Origin of the sequence: Clostridium sp. AM27-31LB, assembly GCF_003480745.1 — a bacterium.
Classification (GTDB): Bacteria; Bacillota; Clostridia; order Lachnospirales; family Lachnospiraceae; genus Butyribacter; species Butyribacter intestini.
Map to the genome: position 1 here is coordinate 87,949 of NZ_QUJS01000009.1, position 25,685 is coordinate 113,633.

The 25,685-nt window shown below is 39.0% G+C and carries 30 protein-coding genes; 3 read left to right on the plus strand and 27 right to left on the minus strand.

From position 1 onward, the window contains the following. Nucleotides 1-5: 5 nt before the first annotated feature. The 24 genes from DW721_RS12690 to DW721_RS12810 all read right to left on the minus strand — a co-directional run bounded on the left by DW721_RS12690 (nt 6) and on the right by DW721_RS12810 (nt 20,003). Nucleotides 6-848 carry an ABC transporter permease gene (locus DW721_RS12690; RefSeq protein ID WP_003060411.1) on the minus strand — a complete coding sequence of 281 codons (843 nt, stop codon included), beginning with the start codon at nt 846-848 and terminating at the stop codon, nt 6-8. After that, nucleotides 838-1,608: an ABC transporter ATP-binding protein gene (locus DW721_RS12695; RefSeq protein WP_003061398.1), complete on the minus strand. Its 771-nt coding sequence runs from the start codon at nt 1,606-1,608 to the stop codon at nt 838-840. The genes DW721_RS12690 and DW721_RS12695 overlap by 11 nt, the downstream gene beginning before the upstream one ends. A 166-nt stretch (nt 1,609-1,774) precedes the next feature. Continuing rightward, nucleotides 1,775-2,005, minus strand: a complete 231-nt coding sequence (locus DW721_RS12705; RefSeq protein ID WP_003060191.1) for a hypothetical protein — start codon at nt 2,003-2,005, stop codon at nt 1,775-1,777. 15 nt (nt 2,006-2,020) lie between these two features. Further along, the gene (locus DW721_RS12710) at nt 2,021-2,350 is read right to left on the minus strand and encodes a DUF3784 domain-containing protein (protein WP_003061243.1); all 330 of its coding nucleotides are present in this window, start codon (nt 2,348-2,350) and stop codon (nt 2,021-2,023) included. 14 nt (nt 2,351-2,364) lie between these two features. Further along, complete coding sequence (locus tag DW721_RS12715) at nt 2,365-2,574, minus strand: helix-turn-helix transcriptional regulator (RefSeq protein ID WP_007286202.1); 210 nt, start codon at nt 2,572-2,574, stop codon at nt 2,365-2,367. 1 nt (nt 2,575) lies between these two features. After that, complete coding sequence (locus tag DW721_RS12720; protein ID WP_003061887.1) at nt 2,576-2,890, minus strand: DUF6442 family protein; 315 nt, start codon at nt 2,888-2,890, stop codon at nt 2,576-2,578. Between the two features lie 144 nt (nt 2,891-3,034). Further along, a complete protein-coding gene (locus tag DW721_RS12725; protein WP_003062215.1) occupies nt 3,035-3,946 on the minus strand; it encodes a conjugal transfer protein in 912 nt (303 codons plus the stop codon). Between the two features lie 16 nt (nt 3,947-3,962). After that, nucleotides 3,963-4,970: a bifunctional lysozyme/C40 family peptidase gene (locus DW721_RS12730; protein ID WP_003059774.1), complete on the minus strand. Its 1,008-nt coding sequence runs from the start codon at nt 4,968-4,970 to the stop codon at nt 3,963-3,965. Next, nucleotides 4,967-7,177, minus strand: coding sequence for an MFS transporter (locus tag DW721_RS12735; protein WP_003060083.1), 2,211 nt, complete (start codon nt 7,175-7,177; stop codon nt 4,967-4,969). The genes DW721_RS12730 and DW721_RS12735 overlap by 4 nt, the downstream gene beginning before the upstream one ends. After that, complete coding sequence (locus tag DW721_RS12740) at nt 7,177-9,627, minus strand: ATP-binding protein (RefSeq protein ID WP_003060327.1); 2,451 nt, start codon at nt 9,625-9,627, stop codon at nt 7,177-7,179. Before DW721_RS12740 ends, DW721_RS12735 begins: the two co-directional genes overlap by 1 nt. Beyond that, on the minus strand, nt 9,605-10,003 hold the full coding sequence (locus DW721_RS12745) for a conjugal transfer protein (protein ID WP_003061368.1): 399 nt from the start codon (nt 10,001-10,003) through the stop codon (nt 9,605-9,607). Before DW721_RS12745 ends, DW721_RS12740 begins: the two co-directional genes overlap by 23 nt. 107 nt (nt 10,004-10,110) lie before the next feature. Beyond that, nucleotides 10,111-10,614 carry an antirestriction protein ArdA gene (locus tag DW721_RS12750; RefSeq protein ID WP_002323345.1) on the minus strand — a complete coding sequence of 168 codons (504 nt, stop codon included), beginning with the start codon at nt 10,612-10,614 and terminating at the stop codon, nt 10,111-10,113. Nucleotides 10,615-10,631: 17 nt separating this feature from the next. Continuing rightward, a complete protein-coding gene (locus DW721_RS12755; protein ID WP_003062492.1) occupies nt 10,632-11,135 on the minus strand; it encodes an antirestriction protein ArdA in 504 nt (167 codons plus the stop codon). Further along, nucleotides 11,054-11,350 (minus strand): hypothetical protein, encoded by a 297-nt coding sequence (locus tag DW721_RS12760; protein WP_008687105.1) that lies wholly within the window; start codon nt 11,348-11,350, stop codon nt 11,054-11,056. Before DW721_RS12760 ends, DW721_RS12755 begins: the two co-directional genes overlap by 82 nt. Nucleotides 11,351-11,440: 90 nt before the next feature. Beyond that, a complete protein-coding gene (locus tag DW721_RS12765) occupies nt 11,441-11,860 on the minus strand; it encodes a nuclear transport factor 2 family protein (protein WP_003060053.1) in 420 nt (139 codons plus the stop codon). 67 nt (nt 11,861-11,927) lie between these two features. Further along, nucleotides 11,928-12,149 carry a hypothetical protein gene (locus tag DW721_RS12770; protein WP_003060793.1) on the minus strand — a complete coding sequence of 74 codons (222 nt, stop codon included), beginning with the start codon at nt 12,147-12,149 and terminating at the stop codon, nt 11,928-11,930. 1 nt (nt 12,150) lies between these two features. Beyond that, a complete protein-coding gene (locus DW721_RS12775; RefSeq protein WP_003061156.1) occupies nt 12,151-12,285 on the minus strand; it encodes a DUF3789 domain-containing protein in 135 nt (44 codons plus the stop codon). Nucleotides 12,286-12,298: 13 nt separating this feature from the next. Then, the gene (gene mobT, locus DW721_RS12780) at nt 12,299-13,495 is read right to left on the minus strand and encodes a MobT family relaxase (RefSeq protein WP_003062030.1); all 1,197 of its coding nucleotides are present in this window, start codon (nt 13,493-13,495) and stop codon (nt 12,299-12,301) included. Nucleotides 13,496-13,678: 183 nt separating this feature from the next. Then, a complete protein-coding gene (locus DW721_RS12785; protein ID WP_048923954.1) occupies nt 13,679-15,073 on the minus strand; it encodes an FtsK/SpoIIIE domain-containing protein in 1,395 nt (464 codons plus the stop codon). Between the two features lie 64 nt (nt 15,074-15,137). Further along, the gene (locus tag DW721_RS12790; RefSeq protein WP_048923953.1) at nt 15,138-15,896 is read right to left on the minus strand and encodes a helix-turn-helix transcriptional regulator; all 759 of its coding nucleotides are present in this window, start codon (nt 15,894-15,896) and stop codon (nt 15,138-15,140) included. A gap of 98 nt (nt 15,897-15,994) precedes the next feature. Beyond that, nucleotides 15,995-16,378 (minus strand): YdcP family protein, encoded by a 384-nt coding sequence (locus DW721_RS12795; protein ID WP_003432338.1) that lies wholly within the window; start codon nt 16,376-16,378, stop codon nt 15,995-15,997. A 15-nt stretch (nt 16,379-16,393) separates the two neighbouring features. After that, on the minus strand, nt 16,394-16,720 hold the full coding sequence (locus DW721_RS12800) for a YdcP family protein (RefSeq protein ID WP_005339720.1): 327 nt from the start codon (nt 16,718-16,720) through the stop codon (nt 16,394-16,396). Then, nucleotides 16,668-16,946 carry a hypothetical protein gene (locus DW721_RS12805; RefSeq protein WP_016440371.1) on the minus strand — a complete coding sequence of 93 codons (279 nt, stop codon included), beginning with the start codon at nt 16,944-16,946 and terminating at the stop codon, nt 16,668-16,670. The genes DW721_RS12800 and DW721_RS12805 overlap by 53 nt, the downstream gene beginning before the upstream one ends. 12 nt (nt 16,947-16,958) lie before the next feature. Next, nucleotides 16,959-20,003, minus strand: a complete 3,045-nt coding sequence (locus tag DW721_RS12810) for an SrtB-anchored collagen-binding adhesin (protein ID WP_118745982.1) — start codon at nt 20,001-20,003, stop codon at nt 16,959-16,961. 668 nt (nt 20,004-20,671) lie between these two features. On the opposite strand from DW721_RS12810, the gene DW721_RS12815 reads away from it, so the two are divergent. From DW721_RS12815 to DW721_RS12825, 3 genes are all read left to right on the plus strand, one after another. Further along, nucleotides 20,672-20,983 (plus strand): PadR family transcriptional regulator, encoded by a 312-nt coding sequence (locus DW721_RS12815; RefSeq protein WP_118745983.1) that lies wholly within the window; start codon nt 20,672-20,674, stop codon nt 20,981-20,983. A 22-nt stretch (nt 20,984-21,005) separates the two neighbouring features. Further along, the gene (locus tag DW721_RS12820; RefSeq protein ID WP_118745984.1) at nt 21,006-21,632 is read left to right on the plus strand and encodes a hypothetical protein; all 627 of its coding nucleotides are present in this window, start codon (nt 21,006-21,008) and stop codon (nt 21,630-21,632) included. A 421-nt stretch (nt 21,633-22,053) separates the two neighbouring features. After that, nucleotides 22,054-22,245 carry a type II toxin-antitoxin system YoeB family toxin gene (locus DW721_RS12825; RefSeq protein WP_243036015.1) on the plus strand — a complete coding sequence of 64 codons (192 nt, stop codon included), beginning with the start codon at nt 22,054-22,056 and terminating at the stop codon, nt 22,243-22,245. 43 nt (nt 22,246-22,288) lie between these two features. On the opposite strand, the gene argJ is transcribed toward DW721_RS12825, so the two are convergent. From argJ to DW721_RS12840, 3 genes are all read right to left on the minus strand, one after another. Continuing rightward, nucleotides 22,289-23,533, minus strand: coding sequence for a bifunctional ornithine acetyltransferase/N-acetylglutamate synthase (gene argJ, locus DW721_RS12830; protein WP_022013396.1), 1,245 nt, complete (start codon nt 23,531-23,533; stop codon nt 22,289-22,291). Between the two features lie 235 nt (nt 23,534-23,768). Continuing rightward, a complete protein-coding gene (locus DW721_RS12835; RefSeq protein ID WP_118745985.1) occupies nt 23,769-25,136 on the minus strand; it encodes a M56 family metallopeptidase in 1,368 nt (455 codons plus the stop codon). Nucleotides 25,137-25,145: 9 nt separating this feature from the next. Further along, nucleotides 25,146-25,505 carry a BlaI/MecI/CopY family transcriptional regulator gene (locus DW721_RS12840; RefSeq protein ID WP_022013397.1) on the minus strand — a complete coding sequence of 120 codons (360 nt, stop codon included), beginning with the start codon at nt 25,503-25,505 and terminating at the stop codon, nt 25,146-25,148. Nucleotides 25,506-25,685 lie beyond the last annotated feature (180 nt).

A 25,685-nucleotide genomic window follows, 5' to 3' on the forward strand; every position in this document is an offset into this window, starting at 1 on the left:
CTTAATTACAAATTTTTAGCATCTAATTTAACTTCAATTCCTATTATACAAAATTTTAAGATAACAGTCAAGAACATATCTGCACAAGTTGTAGATATACCATAAATGCTGATAATCAACATGATTACGCTTACCATCAAATAAGTAAGTGTTTCTTGCTTATTAAAATTATCCATAGTACAACGTGAATTCCAGAGAAAAAGAGAAATCGCACCAAGAATAATACTTAAAACAAAAATGACATTTCTTTTTTTACTGTCACGGAACATTTTCTTTTCATTTTGTTTGTCAAAATAAAGAAAATCACGTATCGTCATTTTACTTATTCTTCTTAATAGATTAAGCAAAACCAAAACATAAATAGTTAAAAAATAAATTATCAATAGTCCAATAGAAACGAAATTCAAAGAAATAAAGAGAGTTTTTGGAATACCCAGTAAGTTTACAATTACTAACGACACAAACTGGCTGAATAAAAAGCCAATAGGAATAGCTAATACAAATGCTAAAATTCCCAACAGTATATTTTCAATTACAACTAAGTGGGCAATTTCTTTTTTCTTAATGCCAAGAAGCATATATGTTCCTAATTCTTTACTTCTTTTTTCAAACATAAATTTCGTTGTATAGTTGATCAAAAAGCATATCACAAAAATAATAAGAATATTTACAGCGAACAATGAATTCTTAAATGCATCCATACTGGAACATAACTTTACAATTTCATCAGAATTTGCCACCAAATTAAAAGCAAATATAAGAGAAAAGGATGCAGTAACGGTTATCAGATAAATCAAATAATCTTTAATATTTCTTTTTGTATTTCTATACGCTAACTTACCTAACATTTCCCACTTCACCTCCGAGCAAGGTTAATATATCCAGTATTTCATTGAAGAAATCTTTTCTGCTTTTTTCCCCTCTGAAAATTTCATTGAATATTTTACCGTCTTTCAAGAACAAAATACGTTCACAGAAAGACGCACTAAACGGGTCATGTGTTACCATTAAAATAGTAGCCTGCATTTTCTTGTTGATTTCAGACATTGTTTCCAGTAATAATCTGGAAGCTTTTGAGTCCAAAGCTCCCGTCGGTTCATCAGCTAAAATCAGTTTCGGTTCATTGATTAAGGCTCTAGCACAAGCACAACGCTGTTTTTGTCCGCCAGAAACTTCATAAGGAAATTTCGATAAAATATCACGAATACCCAATTTATCGGCGATAGCATGAACTCTTTTCTCAATATCAGTAGGGTTCTGTTTGTTGATAACCAATGATAAAGAAATGTTTTCTCCAATCGTTAAAGTATCTAAAAGGTTGAAATCTTGAAAAATGAACCCTAAATTTTCACGTCTGAAATCAGCAAAATCTTTATCCTTGATTTTGGTAATATCTTGATTATTGACTGTAATGTGTCCGCTGGTTACAGTATCAATCGTAGAGATACAGTTTAATAGGGTAGTCTTTCCAGAACCACTAGCTCCCATGATTGCGACAAATTCGCCCTTATCTACATACATAGAAATACCGTCTACTGCCTTTGTGATATTTCCAGAGTTACCCCCGTAGTATTTTTTTACTTGCTCTAAATTTAAAATGTGTTCCATTAAAAATCGCTCCTTTCTTCCTGCCACATTTATTTGTTTTGGAATACAATTAAATTATAGCAAGGGCAGTATTCAATTACACTTACAGTTTTGAAAGTAAACAGAGAGTAAAAGAGCCGTGATAATGCAGATCACAATTTTGTGAAGCATTTCCACGACCCTTTTATTATAATTTTGCCTTTGTCTTTTTCGTAATGATATAAATATATTCTTCTGGTGTAGGGCGTTTATTCCCAAAATACTTTTTGAAATTTGCCTGCACCTCTGGGTCGGTGCTATTCATAGCTTCATCAATCGTAGCTTCAATATCCGCCCGAACATCAGCCAATGATACACCGCCAGCTTTTGCACCAGCTTTCAATGCCTTTTTTATATCTCTTTTGTTCAGTCCTATCATATTCATACCTCAATTCTACTTTTTAAAGCTAATAAGTTTTCCATTGTATTTTACAATGATGAATATGATATAAAACACTCCTACAACAATCAAAATAAGACCTATGTAATAGCCTAATTCAGAATGAGAGATTAAATTGATAATCGGCATAACAAGAATACCAATACTAACCAGTAAAGTGCCTATTCCTATTTTTTTTGTAAACACCTTTTTATCTTTAGGGTCAAGTTGTGTATAATGATAACCATGTAATAAAGTAATATTCTCTTTTATACCTATTTGATAAGATGTAAAAAGTAAAAACAATCCTATAACTATTTCAACAATCAATTCCTCTAATTCCATAATCGTTCTCTCCTTTAATCAAAATAAAATAATTCTTCAAATTTTTTATCTAAAGCTATACAAAGCACTAATGCCAATTTTGCTGTTGGATTAAATTGTCCAGTTTCAATAGAACTAACTGTATTCCGAGAAACCCCGACTAGTTCAGCTAATTCTGTTTGTGATAATTTTTTTTCTTTTCGTACAGTTTTTAATCTGTTTCGCAAAATTAAATGTTCGTCCATTCTATAAACCTACCATTAAAAATTTATAAAAGTAATACCCCATAAATAGAAAAAAGAATAAAGCAATAACAAATTTGGATTTATTTTTTGAAATATGTGCTTCATAACCCATAGAGCCAAATGCCACAGACCCAATAATTGTCATTATGTCATAGTAAGGTTCTTTACAAACTGCTTTAATGAAAAGAATTAAAATGCAGATAAATAAAACAAACATTAAGCCAAAAGATTTCCCTTGAAGTTTAATATGTTTTTCGTATTCATCAAGATATAGATTCTCTTTTTTGTTTTGTGATAGTATTTTTTCTTTATCCATTATATAACGCTCCCTTCAAATAATACCAAGTACACTTGTCATTTATATTATAGCATTCGGTCATTACAAGTCAATATTTTTGCACAGTTTTCTTGTCGTTTTGTAAAAGCGTGCAAATCTGATAGGAAATGCACGCTATATCATTTATCCTACAATCTTCCAGTTACTATCCTTATGTAGCACAAGCTCATACTGCGATACCTGCGTCGCTTTTGTCTGATTATCAATGAATTTTACCGCAACCTTGACTTTCACATTGTCGCCGTCCTTTATAAAGATAGGGTTTACCAGTTCAGAATAAAGGTAGTCCCTGCCGATAGGTTCAATCACATTTCCCAATACATAGTAAGCAAGCTCTTTTTCCGTCGCTGTTGGGTACAGCTTAAAGAATGTTTCCAGAAAAGCGGTAGCGTCATTTACCGTATCAGCGTCCACGCTTGCGTCTGCTTCTGGTGTCTTAGGCTCATAGTCTGATTTTTCAACTGCTGGTGCAAGGGTAGGGTTTTGAACGATTACCATATCCCCGTCTGCGTCCACATAGACTTTTACAGTATAGGTTGCTTTCACATTGCTTGTCTGTTCTCCCTCTTTTATCTGCTGATCTACTTCGTAGGTAGCAGAAAAAGTGTCCGCTCCCGATTGCTCGATATGCCATACAATCACATCTGTAACCGTGGAGCTGGTCGGTATATCGGTTCTAATGGTGTCTACATTTAAGTCCTGCAATTCCTTTGTCAGATAACCGCTGATTGCCTGCGTCCTTGCTTCGATAGCTTCTTTGCTGTTATCCCATGTGTAATAGGACTTCGCAAAGTTTTTCACGAAATTTTCTATCCCGTTGGTGTCCTGCAAGCAAAGTTCAATGATTTCTTTTTCATGGGTGGTGTGCTGGTCGATAGCCGTAAAATTCTTATACACCCCAAAGCTCACGCTTGCGACAAGCACCACCCACAACGCAATCACGGTTTTCTTATGTGTGCCTACCTTGACAGTACGCACCTTTTTTTCTTTTGGTTCTTTGATAGTTTCTGTCTGTTTCTTATTCTTCTTAAACATATTTTTCAAGTCCTTTCTATTGTTTTACTCGTCCTGCACCGATTAAGTGCTGTTGCCAGTAACTACTACTTAGGTCTGCATATCCTATCGGGTCGCCTGCGTGGTACATCTGTGTCGGCGAAACAAGAATACCGACGTGTGTTACATACGAACCAGCGTTATAGGTGGAATGGAAAAACACCAAATCGCCTGCTTTTGCCTGCGAGAGTGGCAGATGTTGGGTTGCGTCATACTGTGCTTGTGCTGTTCTCGGTAAGGAGATACCAGCTTTTCCATAGCACCATTGCGTCAATCCCGAACAATCAAAGGAAGTATTCGGGTTACTGCCACCATACACATACTTCCAGCCTTGATATTTCAACGCTTCATTCATTACCTTTTGTGCCAGTTCTCCCGATACCTGCGGAACTGCTAAATACTGATTGACTACTTCCACATAGAACATATTTCCATAGCCATACCGCCAGCCCCCATTCTTAGCAACGGCTATCGGGTTGGTGTAGGTTACTTTCTTTCCACCCGATTTCTCACGGGCGAAGCTCTCTGCAAGATTAAAAGTGTGTTTTTTTCCTTTTCCTGCCACATATCCCACATAGCCACCGCCATAGTTATAAGACTGTATCGCTACATTCAAGTCGTCGATACCTTGATTTTTGCAGGAAGAAAGCAGGGACGCAAAATACTTACACCCCTGCTTGATTGAGCTTTCCGTATCTAAGGAATTAGGCGGTAAACCAAGACTTTCCGAACTCTGCATAACATCTTCTGCCGTACCGCCACTTTCTACTTGAATGATAGCAAGTAACACATTGACATACTCGGAGATACCGTTTTCTCTGGCGTATTTTTCTACCATAGGCTGATGTTTCAAGACTTCTGCGGATAGGTTCATACCCGTAATGCCAGAAGAAAAATTGCTGTTCTCGTCGTCGCTGTCCGCACTAATGAGGACGCCAAAGAAAAGCACCAGAGAAAAGAGGATAGGAAACAGACTGCCAATGATAGCGATATGTTTCAGTTTCATTTTTTCTTCTGTCCTTTCTTCGTTACAAGGTTACGGGTTTTCTCTATGGTCTGCTGGTTCTTCTGGACGCTCTGGGTCTGCTGAACCTTTATCCTGCGGTCTTTGGTGTCATTCTGGCGTGTTTCCTGCGATACCACTTTTTCTACATTCTGCCTATGTACTGTCTGTGTAGGCTGGGGTGCTTTCTTATCAGAAGCACCAGAAGATAACGGACGCTCTTTGATAACATTTGTCTTGACTGGCTCACTTGCTTTCGGAGTTGGAGCTGTGGCTGGGCGTTTGACTTCCTGCATTTTTTCAACACTCGGCTTTGGAATGGTTGAAGCTGTGACTGGTCGCTCATGGGGACGGGTAGCTCCCGTTGTCGCTGATCCGTCAGCCTTTCGCTGTACCTGCCTTGCTTCTTGTGCCTTTTGAAGCTCCATACGTTTGTCAGCGATATTTTTCTTACGCTGTTCCTGCTTTTCCAAGCGTCCCGTCTGTCTGGACTGCTGTTCCTGCACCATGCCACGCTTGAAGTCGGACACGCTGGACTTTGCCTTTTCCTTTGCGGAATACACCGCATAAGCGGTCTGTGTCGGCATATCCTTGATATTCTCTTTGACAGCGTTTGCCTTGTCTTTCACTTTATTTTTCGTATCTAAAACAGCACCGACTTTTGAACCTGCACGCTGTCCCATGCTGGAAGTGGTATTGCCCCGATTTTCTTTAGAAGCCGTATTTTTTCTTTCGGCTCTCTTGCCAGCAACGGCACTTCCAGCCACCGCACCAGCTACACCGCCCGAAATACCGCCAGCACTTACCGCCCTTGCAATACGGTGTTCCATACGCCTAGCCCGATGTCGCATAAACAGATACGGTCTGCGGAATATGCGTCGTCCCATGCTTTGACTGTCGCCAGCATTAAGTGAGAACATACTCATTAAGTCGCCCAGCTTCATGTAGATACCAGCGAAACATACTATCTGCAAGAACGCCACCATAAAGAATGGGTAGTCTGTGGAAATGTTGTAAAACATACTGGAAATACTAAATGCCACCGTTACAATGAGCGTTATTCCTGCCCGTGTCATTATGGTATTAAATACTCTCACGATTGCCTGCTTTGCCATGCTTTCATAGCTCGGTATCATGGAAAGTAAAAAACTGATAGGTAAAAACATTGCAAAGATAATAAAAAGTATCTGGCTGAACAACATCATGCCCGTAAGCAAGAATACAAATATCGTGATACCCAAGTTAAAGAACAAGAGGAAGAACACCATACCCAAACGGTTCACGACCTGCGGTATTGTCAGATTGTTATTGTCGTTGTCCTCGATTTCTGTTTTCACGACTTCCTCTCTGGTTTTCCCGTCCTCGTCCTCTGGACTTGCCGATACGAGAGCTTCTACACGGTCTGTCCCGATTTCTTCTGCGTTGCTGTTCCCGAATTGAAGCAAGAGCCACGGCTGTTCCACTTGAATAGAAAATAGGCTGTCCCGTATCAAGTCCACGCTGTCCTTACCCTCGCTGTCGGAGTTAGGGAGCATGATTTTTGTTCCCAAATCCAAAGAAGCGGTACTGATGTCTGATGAAAATTCATTTATCTTCTTGATATAGTCGGGAGCATAAGCAATAAATGAAGCGGACAGCACGAACACCACCACAAAGTTGATAACAGCGTGAAGTGCTTTGCTGGTTTCCCGTTTTATCAGTCCCGTATAAGCAACGTACATTCCCACCACTAAGATAATGAGAAGCAGGAAACCAACATAGAAGCCCGTAGAAGAAAAGCCGTTCTCGGTAACGCCTGCAAGGGTCTGTATGCTCTTTCCGATACTGTCTGCCATATCATTGATGAAGTCCAGCTTATAGGCTTCCTGCACCACATAGCCCGTTGCATTACTCAAATACAAACTGATAGTCCAGACAAAGTTGGTAATGCAGTACAGCCCGTATTGTACCGATTTTCCGATACCGTCGAGCCAGTTCCACGGAAGCCACGACCAGCTATTATCGACGAAAAAATCAAGCTGGTAGTTGGAAAGGGGATATTTTGAATAAAGATTTTCTGCGTTTATGGTATCGTCTACAAGCCCCGTCGCATGAGCCACCGTCCCCAAAAGTGAAAGCAGGATAAGGGAGAGTGCCACCACGAACAGAGCCATTTTGAGAAAGTGGAAAATCTTCTTTTTTGTGAACACACCTTTTATCCTTTCTTTCATCACTCCACCTCATTTCTCTGTACGGGCGGTCTGGTATCAAAGGCGTGTAGCAGTTCTTCAAAGACTGGGTGTATCTGCACCACACCGACACGCCCGTATAAGTCCTGCAATAAGCATTGTCCGTTCTCCAAATCACGCAAGCGTTTCTGGTTGTTCTCATCGTCCTTGTCGATACCGAAAAACTCTAAGGTCTGCTTTATCTCGTTTATATCCGTGCTTCTAAATGCAAACTTTAAGCCGATATTGTTTTTCAGACTTTCCTTTGACACGTCATAGGCAGACTGGGTAACGAAATAAACGCCTGCCTGCATAGCTCGCCCAGCACGAACCAGCTTATTTGATAAGGTTTCTCCTTGTGCCACATTTAAGAACGCCCACGCTTCGTCTAAATCGACAATCTTAAAAATGCTTCTGTCCGAATGGATAAAATCAAGGGCAAAGGTACTAATCACAATCAGCATAGACACAGACAACAATTCAATGGTCGTGTATTCTTCAAAAGTGGTATCTTTATCTGGCAGTACAAGGTCGGCTACTTGAATGATATTGAGCTGATTATCCAGACTGATAGCATTTTCTACCGTACCGTCTGAAAACAGCAGGTGTGCAAAGTCGTAGTCCGTGAAGCTGTCGATATGGTCTGCGATATTTCTTGATATGGGCGTATCTTCACGGCGTAGCTCGTCTATCACATGGAGCAAGCCCCGACTGTCGCTCTGGGTAACGGAGCGTACTGCCTTACGAAGTACGGGGAATTTTTCGCCGTCCCTTGAAGAAATACCCGTAAGGAATGTTAAGATGTCGATTGCCAGACTTTCAGCGTCTTTTACATTCTTCATAATCACAAACGGGTCAAGAAGCCCTGCATTGTCCTTATCGCTGGTAAGATTTACGATATTGATTTCATGTGCAATCTCTGGGAGCGTTTCTTTCCAGTTACCACGCTCACTTTTAGGGTCTAACAGAAGTGCTTGACCGCCAAACAGCACCGCATAATATACCAGAAGATTGTTACAGAACGATTTCCCACCGCCAAGCGAACCGACAAAAGCAGACGCTAAAGCGTTGGTAACTGTACCTTTTACACCTTGACTGGCAAGGGACGGTTGCAGGTACACATTTCTTCCCGTATCAACAGAATAGCCCATATAGATACCCGTAGTTTCTCCTAACTGCTGTGTCGCACCAAAGCCAAGCCCAGCTAAAAAATCTGATTTTACATACTGCACATAGTCATTGATATATCGCTTGCTGGCTGGTAAAAATTCAGAATGAAGCCCCAGCATATCCCCAGCAGGACGCACCAGCTTTACATTGAGGTCGTCGTAAAAGTCCTTGACTTCATCACAACGGCGTTTCAGCTCGTCAAGATCGGGTGCAGACACCCGTATGACGTAGCTTAACTTATACATACTTTCTTTTGTCTGGTCTAAATCAGTTTCCAGCTCGTCCACGCTGTCTAAAGCGTCCACCACATTTGAGCTGGTTTCACTTCCTGCTTGATAGGCGTGATTATCAAGGTCTTTCAGTTCCTTTTTCTTGTTGCGGACGGTCGTTAATGCTTTCCGATTTTCCACGATTTCTACATTCATGCTCGTATCAACGGGGAATGTGAATTGCTGTTGCTGGAAATAGAAGATTTCAGACGACGGAAAATCAAGCTCTCCTACAATCGCATTGACGGTAAAATAGGACACATAGCTTTCCTTGTCCTCATGTTCCAATCGTAAATACCGCTGGCTTTCCTCAATCACACACCTTGTCGGACGGATAAGGTCGTAGTATTTTATCAGCGTCTCTTTGTTCAATTTTTTCTTTGGTAGCTGGTACTCATAATCTTCATAAGCGATACCGTCCCTGCCGTAAAGATGTTCCATGAGATACCCAAAATCATGGATTTCCAAGCGACGCACCTTAAAGCGACGGGAGATTTTATTTTCCAGTAACTTTTCCATTTTTATGTAACGGTTGATTTCATCATTCGGCATGGAAACAAAATCATTCATCAGCGTGTGGTTCACTTCATGGAGAAATTCTGTGAACGTCAGCCACACCGATTTTTTGATGTTCTTCAGATTGAGCTGTTCTTCCGTAACCATGAGCTTAAAGCCAAGAAAAAAGCGGTAGTCCACTTGATTGTCCCCAATCATAGATACTAACGCTTCGGTCTGTTCGTCTATCTTCTGGCAGGCAACTTCCTTTAATTTTCCAGTTACCAGCTTCTTTGACTGTTCCTGCATACTGCGGATTGAGCTTTCTGTGGCAATCTGCAACGCATGAATTTTACCCTCACGGGACTGTGCGATAAGCTGTCGGAAACTGTCATGCACGATAAATTTCTGCTCTGCGGATAGAAAAGAATAGTTGTATGGTATCAGCTCATAGTAGGCGAACACCTCATTGTCCTTGTTCCAGACAAGGTTATTGTCAATATATTTTATCGGGAACATAGTTCACACTCCTTACTGCCGTGATTGTTTCATTCAATATCTGCTTATGCAGTTTTACGGCTTTTCCTGCATAAGTGATTTTTGGTCGCAGGGCATAGGTTATCTGTGATTTCAAAAAGCTGTACGGCTTCTTTCCGTCAAAGGTTTTCTGCGACATGAACCAAGTGAGAGCAACGGGAATACCAAAGTATTTGAGAAATGCTCCCTCAATCATGGAAAGTGGGGGAATATCCCCAAACAGAATGATGATAAATTCCGTAATCACAAACCATGTAATCTGTGTAAAAGTAACGGGAAAGGGTAAGTTAAAGTCATTGATTGCATACAAGACTTTTTCCACGTTCCAGATACCCGTGTAGCTTTTAATCTTTTTCAAGTTCTTTCAGCTCCTTTCAAAATAGAAAAGGACAGCCATTTTCAGACTGTCCCTTAAAGAGAAATACGCTGTCAGTAGCAACAATGCTTGTCGCTGATCTTCCAGCGTTAATATGGTATCTCGCACATACCTCGGCTTGTTTCAATAAAGCAACCGCCCATATCCAAATCTCGCCCGTAGGCTTCATAGTCAATGTAATTCTGTAAGCTGGGTGGAATGTCCCCAAGTGCCTGCAATTCGTCTATGTAGTAGTAGGCAACATCTGTCATGGTTTCACAGTCGGGATAATAGTAAATATCGTCCTTATGTTCCACGACTTCTTCCAGCGTCCCATAGTGGCTGATAAATTCGTCCAGACACTCTACAATATAGTCGGGAAGTTCCTCTATCATTTCATACATCTCATTGAGTTCTTCAATGGAAACATACTCGCCAATCGCAATGGGAAAGTTGTCGGTATCATGGATAGCGTATTCCTCATACTGTTCATTCAAGCCGATTTTTTCTTTCACATCTTCCTCGTCAATGGGGAACGTGAACCAAGCACCGACTAAATAGCCCTCATTGTATTTGCCAAGATTAGCAATATAAACCGCCATATCATCAATCATAAGCACCACCTCATTTCCTACTCTGGCAGTTCAAAGATACCGTGTTCTGTTACTAAAAATTTCCCGTGTTCCTGCAAGTGAGAAGCGTAGGCTTCAAAGTCAAAGTAGTATTCTTGACAGTCCTCGGATAAATGCTTGAACATCGGGTCGTTCATCAGCTTTTGCCTTGCAACATCTATCATGCTTTTACAGTCGGGATAAACAATAATCACGTTCCTGCAAATATAAAGTGCTTCTAAATTTTCAAACACCGTAAGTAGTGATACATATTCTTCCTGCATATCACTTGAAAGCTGGCGGTACATAAAATCTAATTCGTTGAGCTGGTACACGCTGGTGTGTTCGTGGACTTCATCAGCATAAGGCAACACCTTTTCGATAATACGATAATCCCCACTTTCTGCACCGATACCTAACTTTTCTTCAAACTCGGCAACATCTATCGGCAGGTCGAACCAGTATGATATTGTTTCTTCGCCAGTTGTTCCTCTCGTTTCCACCAGCACCCTTGTTTCCTGCATTGTTCCTCACGTCCTTTCTGTTGCTTCATCACATCTTTTAAGCTCTGGTACGACATACCAAACACATACTTTGAAAAATCTTCTAACTGTTTTATATCATAATTCGTAAGCGGTAATCGCTTCATTTCATGCCACACTTTACGCTTGTAAGAGGGCAGGTTAGAAATATAATCACAGCCGACGTTTGCCTGCATATCCTTAAAAATATCGCTCATTTCATCACTCCAATCTGATTTTAGGTAAGAAAAAAGCAGTCAATCCTAAGACTAACTGCTTTATGTATATGGATATAATTTGATTAAGTTTTAAAACCAGTTTGTTTTTTCATCTCTAAATTGAGGGTTATCGCTGTGTTGATATGGATTATAGTTATTCAGATTGCAACCATATTCTTTTAATGATTTGATTTTGTTATCTTCTGTCCATTCAATTAAGGAAATACCGTCAAATTCTTCAACGCTTCCCGTATTCATTTCATTTTTAAAATACCATTCTACGACAGTTTGATTTTCTTTATGAAAGAACTGTTTAATATCCCAAATAATGACTTTACCACGAGTATTCCATTCATTAAACCAATGTTTTACTGTTTTAAGATTTTCATATTTAGGACACCAGCTTTCCGTATAAACAACATCTTCTGTAAAAATTTTATCTATTCCTAAGTCTTGCTGTTTCAACCACATATCAAACCATAAACGAATAATTTTTTCTCTCTCATTCAAAATAGAACACCTCGATTACTTCTTTTTTCACATTATAGCACCCATACATCAGCCCCACAATAAAATTTTATGCACCGATAATCTTATTGAACAGCTCTAACAGTACATCTTTCACACCGCCAGCATTGAATACCAAGCCGACAGCAATCAAGGCAACTACCAAGAAACCGATAAGTTTTGAAAACTCACGCTTGAACCCTAAGTAGATACCGATAACCACAATCGACATAAGCACTAAGCTCTGTGCGTTGCTTAAAAACCATTGATACAAATTTTGCCCGAAATTCATGTTATTTGTCCTCGCTTTCTTTTAATTTCTTCATTTCATAGTCAGCTCCTTTGCCAACACTTAAAATACACATCAAGGCTACGCCGATACCCGTTCCAACAGATACCAGCAGGAAGTCTTTCAATAATTCCCACATTTTTTCATCACTCCTAACTTTCTACTAAATCTTTTGCAGGGGTCGTCTGCTGTTTGATTATCATTTCATGCTTTTCTGTGAGCTTTGCCTGCTGTTCGATAGTTTTCATGTAGTCTGTTCCGTTTCCCTTATCAATCCTTTTCAGCATTTTCAAGGTCGGTGCTACCTGCCGTTGTACCCACCGCAATGTACGGTCTAAGGTGTAAGGCTCTGGCTTTGTCGTCAGCTTCAAGCTCTGTCTGTTATCGCCGATAAACCACGCCCAGCGGTCATTGAGTTTCCAGTCATTTTTTCGCTTGTCTGCTTCTTCATCAACAAACCGCACATACTGGTTGATGATAGAAAAGGCAGTCTGCTCTGCGTCATAATAGGTCAGCAAATCTCGTACTGCATAATAGGCACGTTCATTTCTAAGCCGTATCTCAAAACGGTTGATAATGTCGGCTTCTTCCAGCGGTGTCCCTAACTTGACGTACTGCTCATAGTCCTTTTCATAGATACAGAAATACACATCTGATTTTAGCGAACCAAGATAAAGGGTGCGTCCCATATATTCTCTGTCGTCCTCTCTATGCTTGATAAGCTCGCCCGACTGATAAAACTTATAACTTCTGGACTTTCCGATATATTCCCGTTTCCTGCATTTTTCCGCAAGCTCTGGAATATCCAAAATACCCGTATGGTCGTTGATAGCAAGGTCGATACGCTTCATCACGCCACCGTCTATGAGTGCGTCCATGAGAAAGTCATACCAACTTCTTTGTTGTGCCAGCAGGTAACTTTCAAACTGTCGGCAACCACGCCCCTTTAACTCTAAAAGGACACCTTTTTCTTCGTCAGCCGACGTATAGATAAAGATGTCCCCTAAAGAATAATGCTCCGTATAACTGTAATGTCCGTAATCTTCATGGAGCATATAATTGATATTCAGTTTTAATATATCTTTGATGATGTGCTGTATATCCAGCGTGGGAAAACGAATTTTCACATAATCAAACAGCATGGTAAGCGGTACTTCTGGATTGAACCTTGCCAGTTCCTTATGCAGAGTTTCCAGAAGTTCCTTTGACGGCTTCATTTTTCCACTTTCTATCTTGTTGAAATATTCCCTTGTGATACCAGAAGCCACCGCCAGCCTGCCTTGTGAGATACCGTAAGCAATCCGTTTCTCCCGTAATTCTTTTATCCGTTGTTCTTCATTCAGAACCATACCCCCAATCTGTAAAGTGTGAAGTTTTTTAAGGCGACTTCACAGCCGATTTTTGCTAGAAAACCATGCCAGAAGCCTTATGTTTCCTATGTTTTTTGTCTATTGTCTATTTGCAAACGTACCCCTCTGTTAGATACCGAGGGGTTTTACCTGCTGGCGTGGCTTACGCCACACCAGCAACGGCTAGTCCGTGCCGTCGCCTTTCGCTTCGCACGTCGCCGTCCCGTCCTGCCTTGCTTGTGCAAGAGAGCCGATAGTCTGCAAAAAATCATGTCCTTTCGGGACTAAAGGCGTGTAAAACTCACTGATAACACTTGTTCCCACATCACAATAGCCACGCCCCTTGATACGCTTCTGGAAAAACTGCTTTTTCACATCTGAACCAAACAGCATACCGTAACCTAATTCGCTGATACGCCCAAGTCCCACACGGAAATTGAAGTTATCTCTGATACCGTCCGAGAAATACTTTGCGTCTGGACGCTGGCAGGCAACGATAAGGAAATAACCTGCTTGTCGCCCTAACATAACGATTTTCTTTAACTGGCTAAGTAGGCTCACGCTTTCTTTTGTCCCCAGCATTTCAAAAAATGCCACATATTCATCAAAGATAAGAAAGCAGGGTGGCAGTCCCAGATAGGCGTAGTTTTCGCCCGTCTTATAGTTCGGGTGTCGCTTCATTTCCTCACTTCGCTGTACCATGCCCTCATAAAAGGCATTGACGCAATCTATCATTTCTTCTTTGGTGTGATACACATTTCCCATAACTGTCCCTAAGTCTGCAAGGTCAGCGTTCTTCGGGTCTAAGATATAAAGGACAGCGTTGGTATGCAGTAAGGCTTCAATGAGCGTCAGCAGAAAATAGGTTTTACCGCCACCAGTCCCACCAGCAATCAGAGCATGAGGGAGTGCGTCATATTCCCAGACAAGATTTTTCATCAGTCTAAGACAGCCGTTTTCTGCCCGTACTTCATCAATGGTAATGCGGTTCGCTATCATATCATAAAGCAGGGTATATTCGATATAGCCGTCATGCAGGGTCTTGTCGGTCAGCTCACAATACAAGCCACTTTCCAATTTATCCTCTAACCGTAAAAGCTGGTCTTGATATTTTCCTAATGTGATTTCACATCGGATATGAAGCAGTCCCTTTTCCATTTGATAATAAATCTTTGGAAACCAGACGATTTTTTCCCTTGATCTGCTTTGCAGGTCAGTAAAAAAAACGCTGTCTTGTATGGTATCGGCTTCATACCACTTATTTTCCAGTATCATTCTTGCCAGCTTTTGACGGTGCAGGAGCTTCTTGAAACTGTCGTAACAGAATCGGTAATACAGAAAAACGACCAATGCACAAACACCAGTCGCTATCAGTATGGTTATGAAGTTGTAAGGGGAGAGCGTCAAGCCGTTTTCTAACAAGCTGAAATGCTCCCAATCGGTACGCATGAGCTGTTTTATATTCAGTAGCAGAAGAACCGCCACGAATATAAACAGAAGCGTTCCTATGGAAAAATGGTAGACAAGGTGCTTGTCGCTGGCTCTGATACGGTGTCCTTTGTTCCAAATCTTACGCATAAATCAATCACTCCTTTCTGGGTAAGAAAAAAGCAGTCAATCCTAAGACTAACTGCTTATATCATTATTCGTGTTTTTTCCCAACAATATAGGTTGTTACTAACATTCCTATCAGCAAAATAATTATAGCTGGATGTTTTACAGTATTCCATAATGAAATGCCACCAACTAAAAAACTGATATAGCAAATAATAGGATATAGAATAGCAGTTCCTAATGTAAATACTCTAAATACTGTTAATACATATCCCCAGTTTGCATTATTAAAAGATAGCCCTGCCATGTGTATTCTGAAAATTCCTTGTGATACAAAATTAACTTTATTTGTATCATAATATGTCGGTAATAATTCTTTCGCAAAAATGCAAAGCCAACTTGCAAACAAAAGCATTAACAAAGATATATACAAACTATCTCCCATTTGTTCTATGGAAATTCCAGAAACAGTTAATAATATTGCCTCTATAACTACCACACCGATTGAGATAAGAAATGCAAATATCCAGTTCTTTTTTCGTTGATGAATTGTATCACGCAACGACAAGTCTAACGAGTTTACAACAAGAGTTTCTACCACATCACTATTTAATGTCTTGTTCTCTTTTAATTTTTCTCCTTGTAAAAGTTCTGTTACTGTAATACCAAGTATATCAGCAATAGGGATAAGTAATGTAACATTTGGCATACTGTTTCCACGTTCCCATTTACTAACTGTTTTATCCGACACAAACAACTTATCTGCTAAGTCCTTTTGTGTCATTTGTTTTTCTTTTCGCACTTCGGCTAAAAATTGTCCAAATTTTTCATTGTTGATTTGATACATTTGTGCCACCTCCTATCGTTATTTTAACCATTTACGATAAGGTAGGCAATCTACTAACGGGAGAGTACCTCTATTTTTCTAACTTATGAGGAGAATTTTTATTTTTTCGGCTGTCCCTGCGGTGTATGGTTCTGTGGACTTCCTGCGTTCTGGTTTCCTTTATTCTTCAATACAATATCCTCTGCCTTTACATACCAGTCCACATCTGCACCCGTATAGGTCTTTCGTGATACCGTATCGGCTACGGGATTGACAAGTTCCACAACTGCATTGTACGGAAATTCTCTTAACGGTACTTCTGGCGGTACAGATACGGGGATAATTCCACCATGCAGACTGCACTTCAAATCATAGATACGCTTTTTAAGCTGGGTACTCGGTGTCCCGTCCTCATTCTGTAAGAACACATCACGCACTGCTGTAAATTTTAATTCTCCAAATGTTTTCTCTTTGTCAATAACAAATCCGTTTGATAATCTCATAACTTCTTCACTCCTTTACTTTTCTTCAACTGCTACAATATCATCAGCAACTAATACATAATCGGTATGTCCCATATCCCCGATTGCGTAACCTCTGCCGTATAACTTCGGATTGACAAGTTTTACTTTCTGCTCATACTTGAACTTCTTTTCGCCAGCCTGCACGGGAATTTCTACCACAACATTTTCGCCTTTCTGTACGTCGGAATAAAGGTTATAGCTTCGTCTGGCTAAGACCCTGCGATTATTTTTATCTCTTTCAAAGACTGGCTCGCTTTCGCCTGCAAATTCAAGAGTTCCAAAAGACTGTGCCATATCTGGCACGACATATTTCATTTCCATATTGTTTTACCTCGTTTCTTTCTATATTTGATAAGTTTTTTAATTGTGATTTCTTATTCTGGCGGTTTGGGAAGTACCAGCAATCCCCCAGATAGTAAAGGGTAAAATCAATGCTTACGCACCCTTGACTATCCGTGTTCTTGCAGGTTGTTGGCAGACAAGCCAGAATAAGCAAAAATCTGCCGTTTGACAGCTTCGGCGGAGAGCGTGATTTTTCTTTCCTCATACCGTTACCGCCTTATGATTTCTTCATTTTACGGCGTTTGTAAAGATATGTTCCAGCCAGTCCACCAGCAGACGCAAGCAACATCACGATAAATGCCATTACATTTGTACTGTCGCCCGTTTTGGGACTGTCGCTAGGTCTGTTAGGCTTTTCCGGTGTCGGTGGTGTTTCGGGTTTCTCTGGTTCTTCTGGCTTTTCCTTAAAGGTAATCGTCTGTCCCTTATCCTCAATATCCTTATGCTCGGTAACTTTCTTCGGCTCGTCTGGATTGCTTAAATCGTATAATTCCTCAAAAGTTACAAGCTGTTTGCCGTCAAGAGAAGTAGCGTCAAACGTAAAAGCAACTTCCACTTTCATAGCTTCGCTGTCAGCAATAAAAGTGTAATCACTTTCCACACGTTTTCCATTGATAAGAAGTTCTGCATTTTCTTCTTTCAACATCTGCCAGCCCACAAGTTTGTACTGTGTACCGACTTCTAAGCCCTCTAAGGTTACGGTATCAATGATTGTAACCTCTTTTCCTGCTTTAAGCTCTTTATTGCCGTCCTTATCGGTAACGGTAGTATGTATCTTGATGATACGCTCTGTGATAAGTACCGTTTGCCCGTCGTCCTCAATGTCTTTGTGTTCTGCAACTTTTACGGGTTCGTCTGAATTGCTGAAATCATATAATTCTTCAAAGGTAACAAGGTTTTTGCCACCTAAAGCAGACGCATTGAATGTATAGGAAATTTCCACTTTCATTTCTTCATCATCAGCGACAAAGGTATAATCGTTTTCTACACGTTTCCCGTCAATGATAAGCTCGGCGTTTTCTTCCTTTAACATCTGCCAGCCTTTGAGCTGATACTTTGTGCCTTTTGTAAGTCCGTCTAATTTGACAGTATCAACGATTGTAACCTCTTTTCCTGCAAGGATAGTCTTTTCGCCGTCTTTGCTGGTCGCTGTGGTATGAATAGAGATTTCTTTTTCGTATTCATCAGTCAGCGTTCCTAAATCAATCACAAGGTTATTTCTTGATACCACGATTTCAAAAGGTGGGATAAGTTCAAAGCCTTTGTTACTATCGCAACGCATTTCTTCAATGATATAGGTATCATAAGGTAATGCCCCCTTGCTGTCGTCTGGTTCAGAAGTCCCAAACCACACACCGTCCTCACTGGTCTTGCCTGCGTTTGTATTGTGCTTATGAGAAGCCCAGTCAGCAGAAGTGGAAAACTGCCCGTTATCATCAGTTACCACAACATGATTTTCGCCCGTTGTCTTGCTTGTGATCCTAAAAGGAACATCAGCAAGACGCTTATGTGTGCCTGCACCGATTTTTACACCCTCAATATCTCCACGCTTAATCTGATTGTAGATAGAATGAGCTTCGTCGGTTAAGTCCACGATTTTTCCATTTTCTGTGATTGTAAAATCAATCGGTTTTGCACCGTCAGTTAAGTAACCGTCGGGAGCTTCACTCTCAACAATACGGAATTTTCCATAAGGTAAGAGGTCAGAAGAAGTAGAAGCGATACCCTCAATATCTGTACGAATAGTTTTTACGACTTCATTTTTCTTATATAGCTTGCCCTCAACCAAAACAGAATTATCATTTAAGGAAATGATGTCAAAGACAGTATCTTTCAGAGTGGCACTTCCTTGTGGCTTTGTATCGCCCGTTTCTAAATCTCGTTTCTGAATTTTGACACCGCCACGGATAACCTTGTCTGATACGGAAAACTGGTTACTTCCAGATAATACGGCAAGGTCGCCGTCCTCGGTAATCTGTGTTACATATAAGCCCTTAATCTGTTCGGACTTATCGCCAGCCTGCATATATGCACCCTCTAACAAGTAGCCGTTTGGAGCTTTCGTTTCCTCAACGGTTAGCGTTCCAAGTGGAAGAACCGCCTTGCCGTCCTGCATATAGAAGCTATCTCCAGATACCTTGTATGCGTCCGCTAATTTTGTGATGTAGTGAGTTGTCCCGTCGCTGTCTGTTTCAGCGATTGTCTTTGTAACCCATGTACGAGTAGCTTCGGCAGGGAGATTGTCTTTATTATAGAAGCCTGCATAATACTTCCATGTAAATTCCGCACCTGCTAAAGAAGCGCTCCCTTGCGGATTGTCTTTCTGTGTTTCCATATCAATCTTGAAAAGCTCAATCAAAGTGTCCGTTACTTTTGGCGTATCAGATACGTTCAAAGTCGCTGTTTCGCCAGCTTTGATTGTCAATGGATAGACTTTTTTATCCACTTTATATCCTGCTGGTGCGGATAATTCCTTGATATAGACTGTGCCTGCCGTTACCTCTGCAACATCTGTATTTCCGTTTTCATCAGTCGTAAGGGTGGCAAGCTGTTTTGTGCAGTCCTTATCAGCAAAGACACCGTATGTTGCACCAGCGATTGAGTAATTCCCGTTACCGTCTGTAATGCTGGTATTACTGGAAATCTTTTTAAGTTTCGCATTTCCGACATTTAATTTCGCCCAGAATTGCCCCAATTCCTGACCCTCGCCAGAGTAGATATAACCGCCACATTCATAGCGTCCTTTATTTTCTTTGACAAAGGCTCTTGCACCAGAGAAAACTTCGTCCTGCGTTGCCTTTGGAATTTCATCATAAGAAGCTCGCACGTTATCGCATTGCCAGCCAAGATGTACACTCAATCTCTGCCAGACTACAAGCTGTCTTAAAAGGTAGGCGTGATTTTTGCTTATTCCGCTGTGGCTGTCTGTGTACTGTTTTACATATTCGATAGATAAAGCAACGTCGCTTATCTGGTCGGCACTCATACGGGTGCTTGCGTCAGCTCTGGTCTTGTAGCCGTTCCTAAAATCTGTGTTAATGTCGATACAGTAAGCGTCCTCGCCCTCAACGGTCAAATGTCCCTCGTTAAAGGTAGAACCAATCGAACCGTCATTCATTACTTTTTCAACGATACCGACACGCTCTTTTGACTCCGTCCAGTATTGCTTGCTTTCTGCATGAACGGATGTCGTCGGTAAAGCAGTAACGACAGTTGCAAGAGCTAAGAAGCCCGTACACAATCGTTTTAACATCTTTTTCATAAATCTAATGCTCCTTTCATTTTGGGTAATAGAATAGCCGTCCAATAAGAACGGCTGGAAATAGAAAAGGAACGTCATGTTAGGCGTTCCATAGTCTATAAGTTATTCAATTTTTTCTTGTTTCAATACTGATGTGCTGTACCATATCTTTGCATATCTAGGAAAACTTGCGTATCAAGGCTCATTCGTTAGTAGTAAATAAGTAGTAAATTGATGTGTTTGTTTCCTTGAAAATGCTGATAGATACTGTATTTTAGCGGATAATCAGATTTTTATTGTGTTTTTAGTATAATAAATAACATATTTTTATTTGGAATTGATGTATCAATTGTTTTATTACAAAACTTTTTTTTACCAAATTTGAGATTTCATAATTCTGGCAAAATATGTACTTATATTATAACTTTAATTTCGCTTATTTTGTTTCTTATAAACATATACTTTTGTTTCAATAAGCTTTACAAAAATAAGTTCTTTGGAATTATTACAATTTTTCATATTTGCACCGAAATAACACTACTACTATATTGTGAAAATCAATTACATATGTTATCTGATACAATTTCTGAATTTAGACTTTTAATATTCGGAAATATATGTATATATTTTGAATTATTATTGTTATGTATTATCTTCTATATATTAAATTTAAAATTAAAGGAGAAATAATGGACTCACAGTTAAAACGAGGAATTTTAACCATATGCATTCTTCAATTATTAACTACAAAAGATGCATATGGTTATGATATCATAAAATTTTTGCAGAATTATTTCTATGATACAGAAGAGAGTACATTTTATGCAATATTACGAAGATTAAATAAAGATGGACTAACAGATATATATTATATAGAATCTCCATACGGTCCTAAAAGAAAATATTACAAAATTACAAACACAGGAAAAGAAAAACTAAATAATTATCTATCTTCATGGCATGAAATAGAACGGATTTTTTCAGACATAGGTATATTATAGAGATTTAATAACATAAACTACAATGGAGGATTTTAAAATAAAAAACAAAAATATTCTAATAAGTATGATTATCATTTTTTGTATTATTATTATTAATAATACGGTAGCATCAGCAGCTACAACATCACATAATGACCAATACTCAACATACTATATAAAATATGATAACGATAATTTACTAGACAACGCCACCATAATATCTTCAGAATCTTATAGCGAAAATAACAGAAAAATAACAACCACAGTATATAAAAATATTGATGGCACCTTAATAACTGATACACTAAATATCCCCGTTAAAGTAACATCAATTGTTGCACCATTATCTTTAAAGGGTACAGATACTGCTACAAGGACACGCACAATCTCTAATTGGGGAAGCATAACTATTAAAGCAAGCTTCAAATGGTATACAAAAGGTTTTTTTAGTTATGTAAAATGTACAGGCATGAGTGTATCTCGCTCTTTAAAACCCAATGTTCGTGTAAACAAGTGGGAACGTAGCTACACCTCTGATTATGTTAAAATTGGCAAAGCAACTGCTAAAGTAACATATTACTTTTATAATTCAAAAATTCCTGTTCAACATCAAAATGGCACATTTAAAATTACATGTTCTGATTCAGGTACAATCAGTGACAATGACTAATAATTAATATATAATTAAGCTCTATAATATATATTAACTGTACCTTAACGATATAAAATCGCTAAGGTACAGCTCTGCTTTTTTATTCTTCTATAAAATTTCTATTTTTGAATTACTATTTTTAGTTTTCAACTATTCAAGAATGATGCCCTAGATATCATACATTCTAAATCAAAACAATATCTAACCTTAGATTGATTATCTTTGGATGTAGCTTCATATTACAAAACTAAACTGAACCCCCATCTGTTAATCCCCCTCATCTATTGAAAATATCCCTATAAAATCAATGGAATCAGATGATTGGAAACCATCACAAAAAATGCTTGATTTCATGGAGAAAATAAACAATAAATGATTTCACATTTACCGCCAATGGATTTAAAGACTATTATATTGGCAAATGCAAGATTAAAAAACATTGAAAAAGATATATTCATTACTGGAAGATATAAAAAGAAATGGCGCATTAAATGGTATAGGCAAACCTGAAAAGTTAAAAAACAGACCTGAGTATTCAAGAAGAATAGATGATGCCAACCGCCTTGTATATGTAATAGACGAATTACAAAACATAAAGATAATAGCCTGCCGAGGACATTATGATGAATAAATAACCCGGCAGGCATGATAATACCTATCTGCATTCAATCAATCTACGAACGATAATCTCCGTTAATCTTAACATAATCATAAGTGAGGTCACAGCCCCATGCTTTCGCACTCACATCTCCCTGTCCGAGGTCAATATCTATAAATATCTCGTCCTTTGCAAGTATCTTTGCGGCTTCGTCCTCTGAGAACTCAACACCTGCTCCATTTTCGCATACTTTCACACTTCCGACTTCTGAGCGAAGTGATACACTGACTTTTGCAATATCAAAATCAGCTTCTGCATAACCGATTGCACAGAGTATTCTTCCCCAGTTTGCATCCTCACCAAACATTGCACATTTAAACAACGGACTCCTGATAACGCTCTTTGCTACGATTATTGCTGTTTCAATATCGGGTGCTCCCCCACAGGTACATTCAAGAAGTTTTGATGCTCCCTCTCCGTCTGATGCAAGCATCTTTGTCATATTTGACATTACGATATAAAGAGCCTGTTTGAATTTATCATAGTCCTCACCTTCGGCTGTGATTTCTTTATTTCCGGCAAGACCATTTGCCATTACGCTTACCATATCATTTGTGGATGTATCACCGTCAATGCTGAGACAGTTGTATGTAACCTTTACTATATCGCTGAGTGCTTTCTGAACCATCTCTGTTGTAACCGCAACATCTGTTGTAACAAAGTTAAGCGTTGTTGCCATGTTTGGATGAATCATTCCGCTTCCCTTTGCCATGCCGCCGAGATGACACACCTTTCCGTCTATCTCAAACTCTACCGCAACTTCCTTACGAATGGTATCCGTTGTCATTATCGCATCTGCTGCCGCCGTATGACCGTCTGTTGTCATTCCGTCAACAAGTTTCTGCATATAATCTTCAAAAGGTTTTACTGAAAGTCTCTGTCCGATAACACCTGTTGAAGCAACGATTACTTCCTCCGGTTTAATTCCCACGGCATCTGCAAGAAGATTTGAAACTTTTTCAGCAATCTCCTCGCCGTCAGCATTACAGGTATTTGCATTTTTTGAATTAACGATAACAGCCTTTGCCTTACCGCCACTTTTTTCAAGGTGTTTTTTAGTAACAATGATAGGTGCACCTTTTACTTTATTCTGAGTGTAGACACCAGCCGCATTGCATTCCGTCTCACTATAAACAACACCAAGGTCAAACTTTTCCTTAACCGGATTTATTCCACAGTTAAGTCCGTTTGCAACAAATCCTTTGGCAGCACACACACCACCCTCAATATATTTGTATCCGTCAAAAATCTCTTTAGTCATGTCGAGCCTCCTGTTTTTTATTATTAAACACTTTCTCTGAAGATAATGCCTTTTCATGAACCACACACAAAGCTAAAACTTCGCAGTTTTCTGTTTACAAGTGTTTTTTTATTATTTATTTGTTGTACTATGTACTTTCAACATCTTAACTCTTTTTTGAGATTTTCACAATACTTACTTTCTATAAGGCTTTTTCCATCTATTACCGCCCACACCCATCTACATCTGACAGCTTCTATTTTTCTTTTAAATTTTTAATTTTTATTGTAACTTTGCCGTCTTTTTCAAGCTTTTTAAGTTCATCCTCTGTCAATTTTACCTGTTTCCCATTTACATAATATGTCGCAGTTCCATCGGCATATGCAGTGCATGAAACTGAATCACCCTCTGCATATTCTTCGACATCATTTATTTCAACTGCAACCTTTGATTTTTTATCTTCTTCTGATGTCTTACTTATATCTGTTTTCGCCTGTGCTTTATTATCATTATCATCAGCTTTTTTTACTTCACCGGATTTCTTTAATTCGTCAGTTGCAACGGACTGTTTTTTGCCTGATACCTGCTCCGTTCTTATCTCTCCTTTACTATTTGCTTCTGTGAAAGCCTGAGCAATGCCGTTCTGCGTAAATACTGTCACAGCTCCTGCAAGTATAACTGCTGCTCCTAATGCTCCGATTGTTGTTGTTTTCTTAAATTTCATAATAGCCACTATCCTTTCTTTTATTGAATTCTTTCCAAAACCATTGGCAAAGAATGATAATTTATACTGTTTTTCCGCAAGGTTCAAAAGCACCATTGCATATTCTTTCCTGAAATCTTCACCGCATCTCAAAATCACCTGTTCATCACAAGCCATTTCAATATCACGGTTGATAAAAACATACATCAGCCATACAAGAGGATTGAACCAATGAATACAGACTGCAAAAACTGCTGCCAGTTTCCAAATGTTATCCGCATATTTTATATGAACACTTTCGTGCATCAACACATATTTTATTTCATTATCCTCATTAGAAAATACTCCGTCCGATTTCTTTAATTTCACAAATATTTTTGGAAATATTATCTCCGGATGTATAATTCCAAATGTTATCGGTGTTGCCGTCATATCAGAAACATAAAGTTTTACATATTTCGGCAAAATTTTCATCTGTCTGATGTTCTGCTCAAATTCCTCCTGTAATGGTAATGCAACTTTAAACTTTTTGTACTCCCTATAATATGAAACTGCAAAAAACACAATTAAAACAACTGCCACAAGTCCCCACCCTGTCAACACTAAATTTATATTGTTATTTTCAGAATACAGATTTTGCGGCTTTGACATCACTGATGCCCCTGCTGCATAATATATTCTGGACTTATTTTCACTTCCAAAAAGCCCACCCAAAATATTTTTTGCACCTCTGACCATTCCAATGAAAGGCTTTGCAATACCAAATGTTATCGGAAGATTAATCGGTATTATCAAACGAAGCAAAACAATTTTCCACATTGTTACGATAAATCTCTTTGAGAAATAATTTCCGGTAATTTTTTCTAATATAATCGTAAGTACAATAAGCACTCCTGCCGAAACACTCATGTCTATAAGCATTTAAACACCTCACTTCATTTGATTTACCATATCCTTTAACTGCTCCAGTTCTTCCGCCGTTAAACTGTTCTCAGACAACATTGCTGCAAAAAAATTCTTTTTTGACCCTTCAAACATACGGTCTATAAGTTCCTCTGTCTCATATTCCTGTGCATCTTTCTTTGAAATAAGTGCCCTGCATCTGAATTTTGGTTCAAATCTTTCAACAGCACCTTTTTCAATACATTTTTTAATAACTGTATATGTGGTATTTCTATTCCACCCTATTTCTTCTTTTAAAATCTTTGCTATATGTCCTGCTGTCAATTCACCCTCTTTCCATAAAATTTCCATAACTTTCAGTTCTGAATCATAAAGCTTTATTCCCATGGTAATTCCTCCCTGTATTTTCAGTTTAAAAAATGACTATTGCAATAGTTATTACACATTTATACTATCACGATAGTCATTTTCAGTCAATATTATTTTTGTGTTAATTCTGTGAACAATTACATACAACTGCATAGATTATTATTTCTTGTACTTTCCAACCAGCCGTTTCCCCTGACC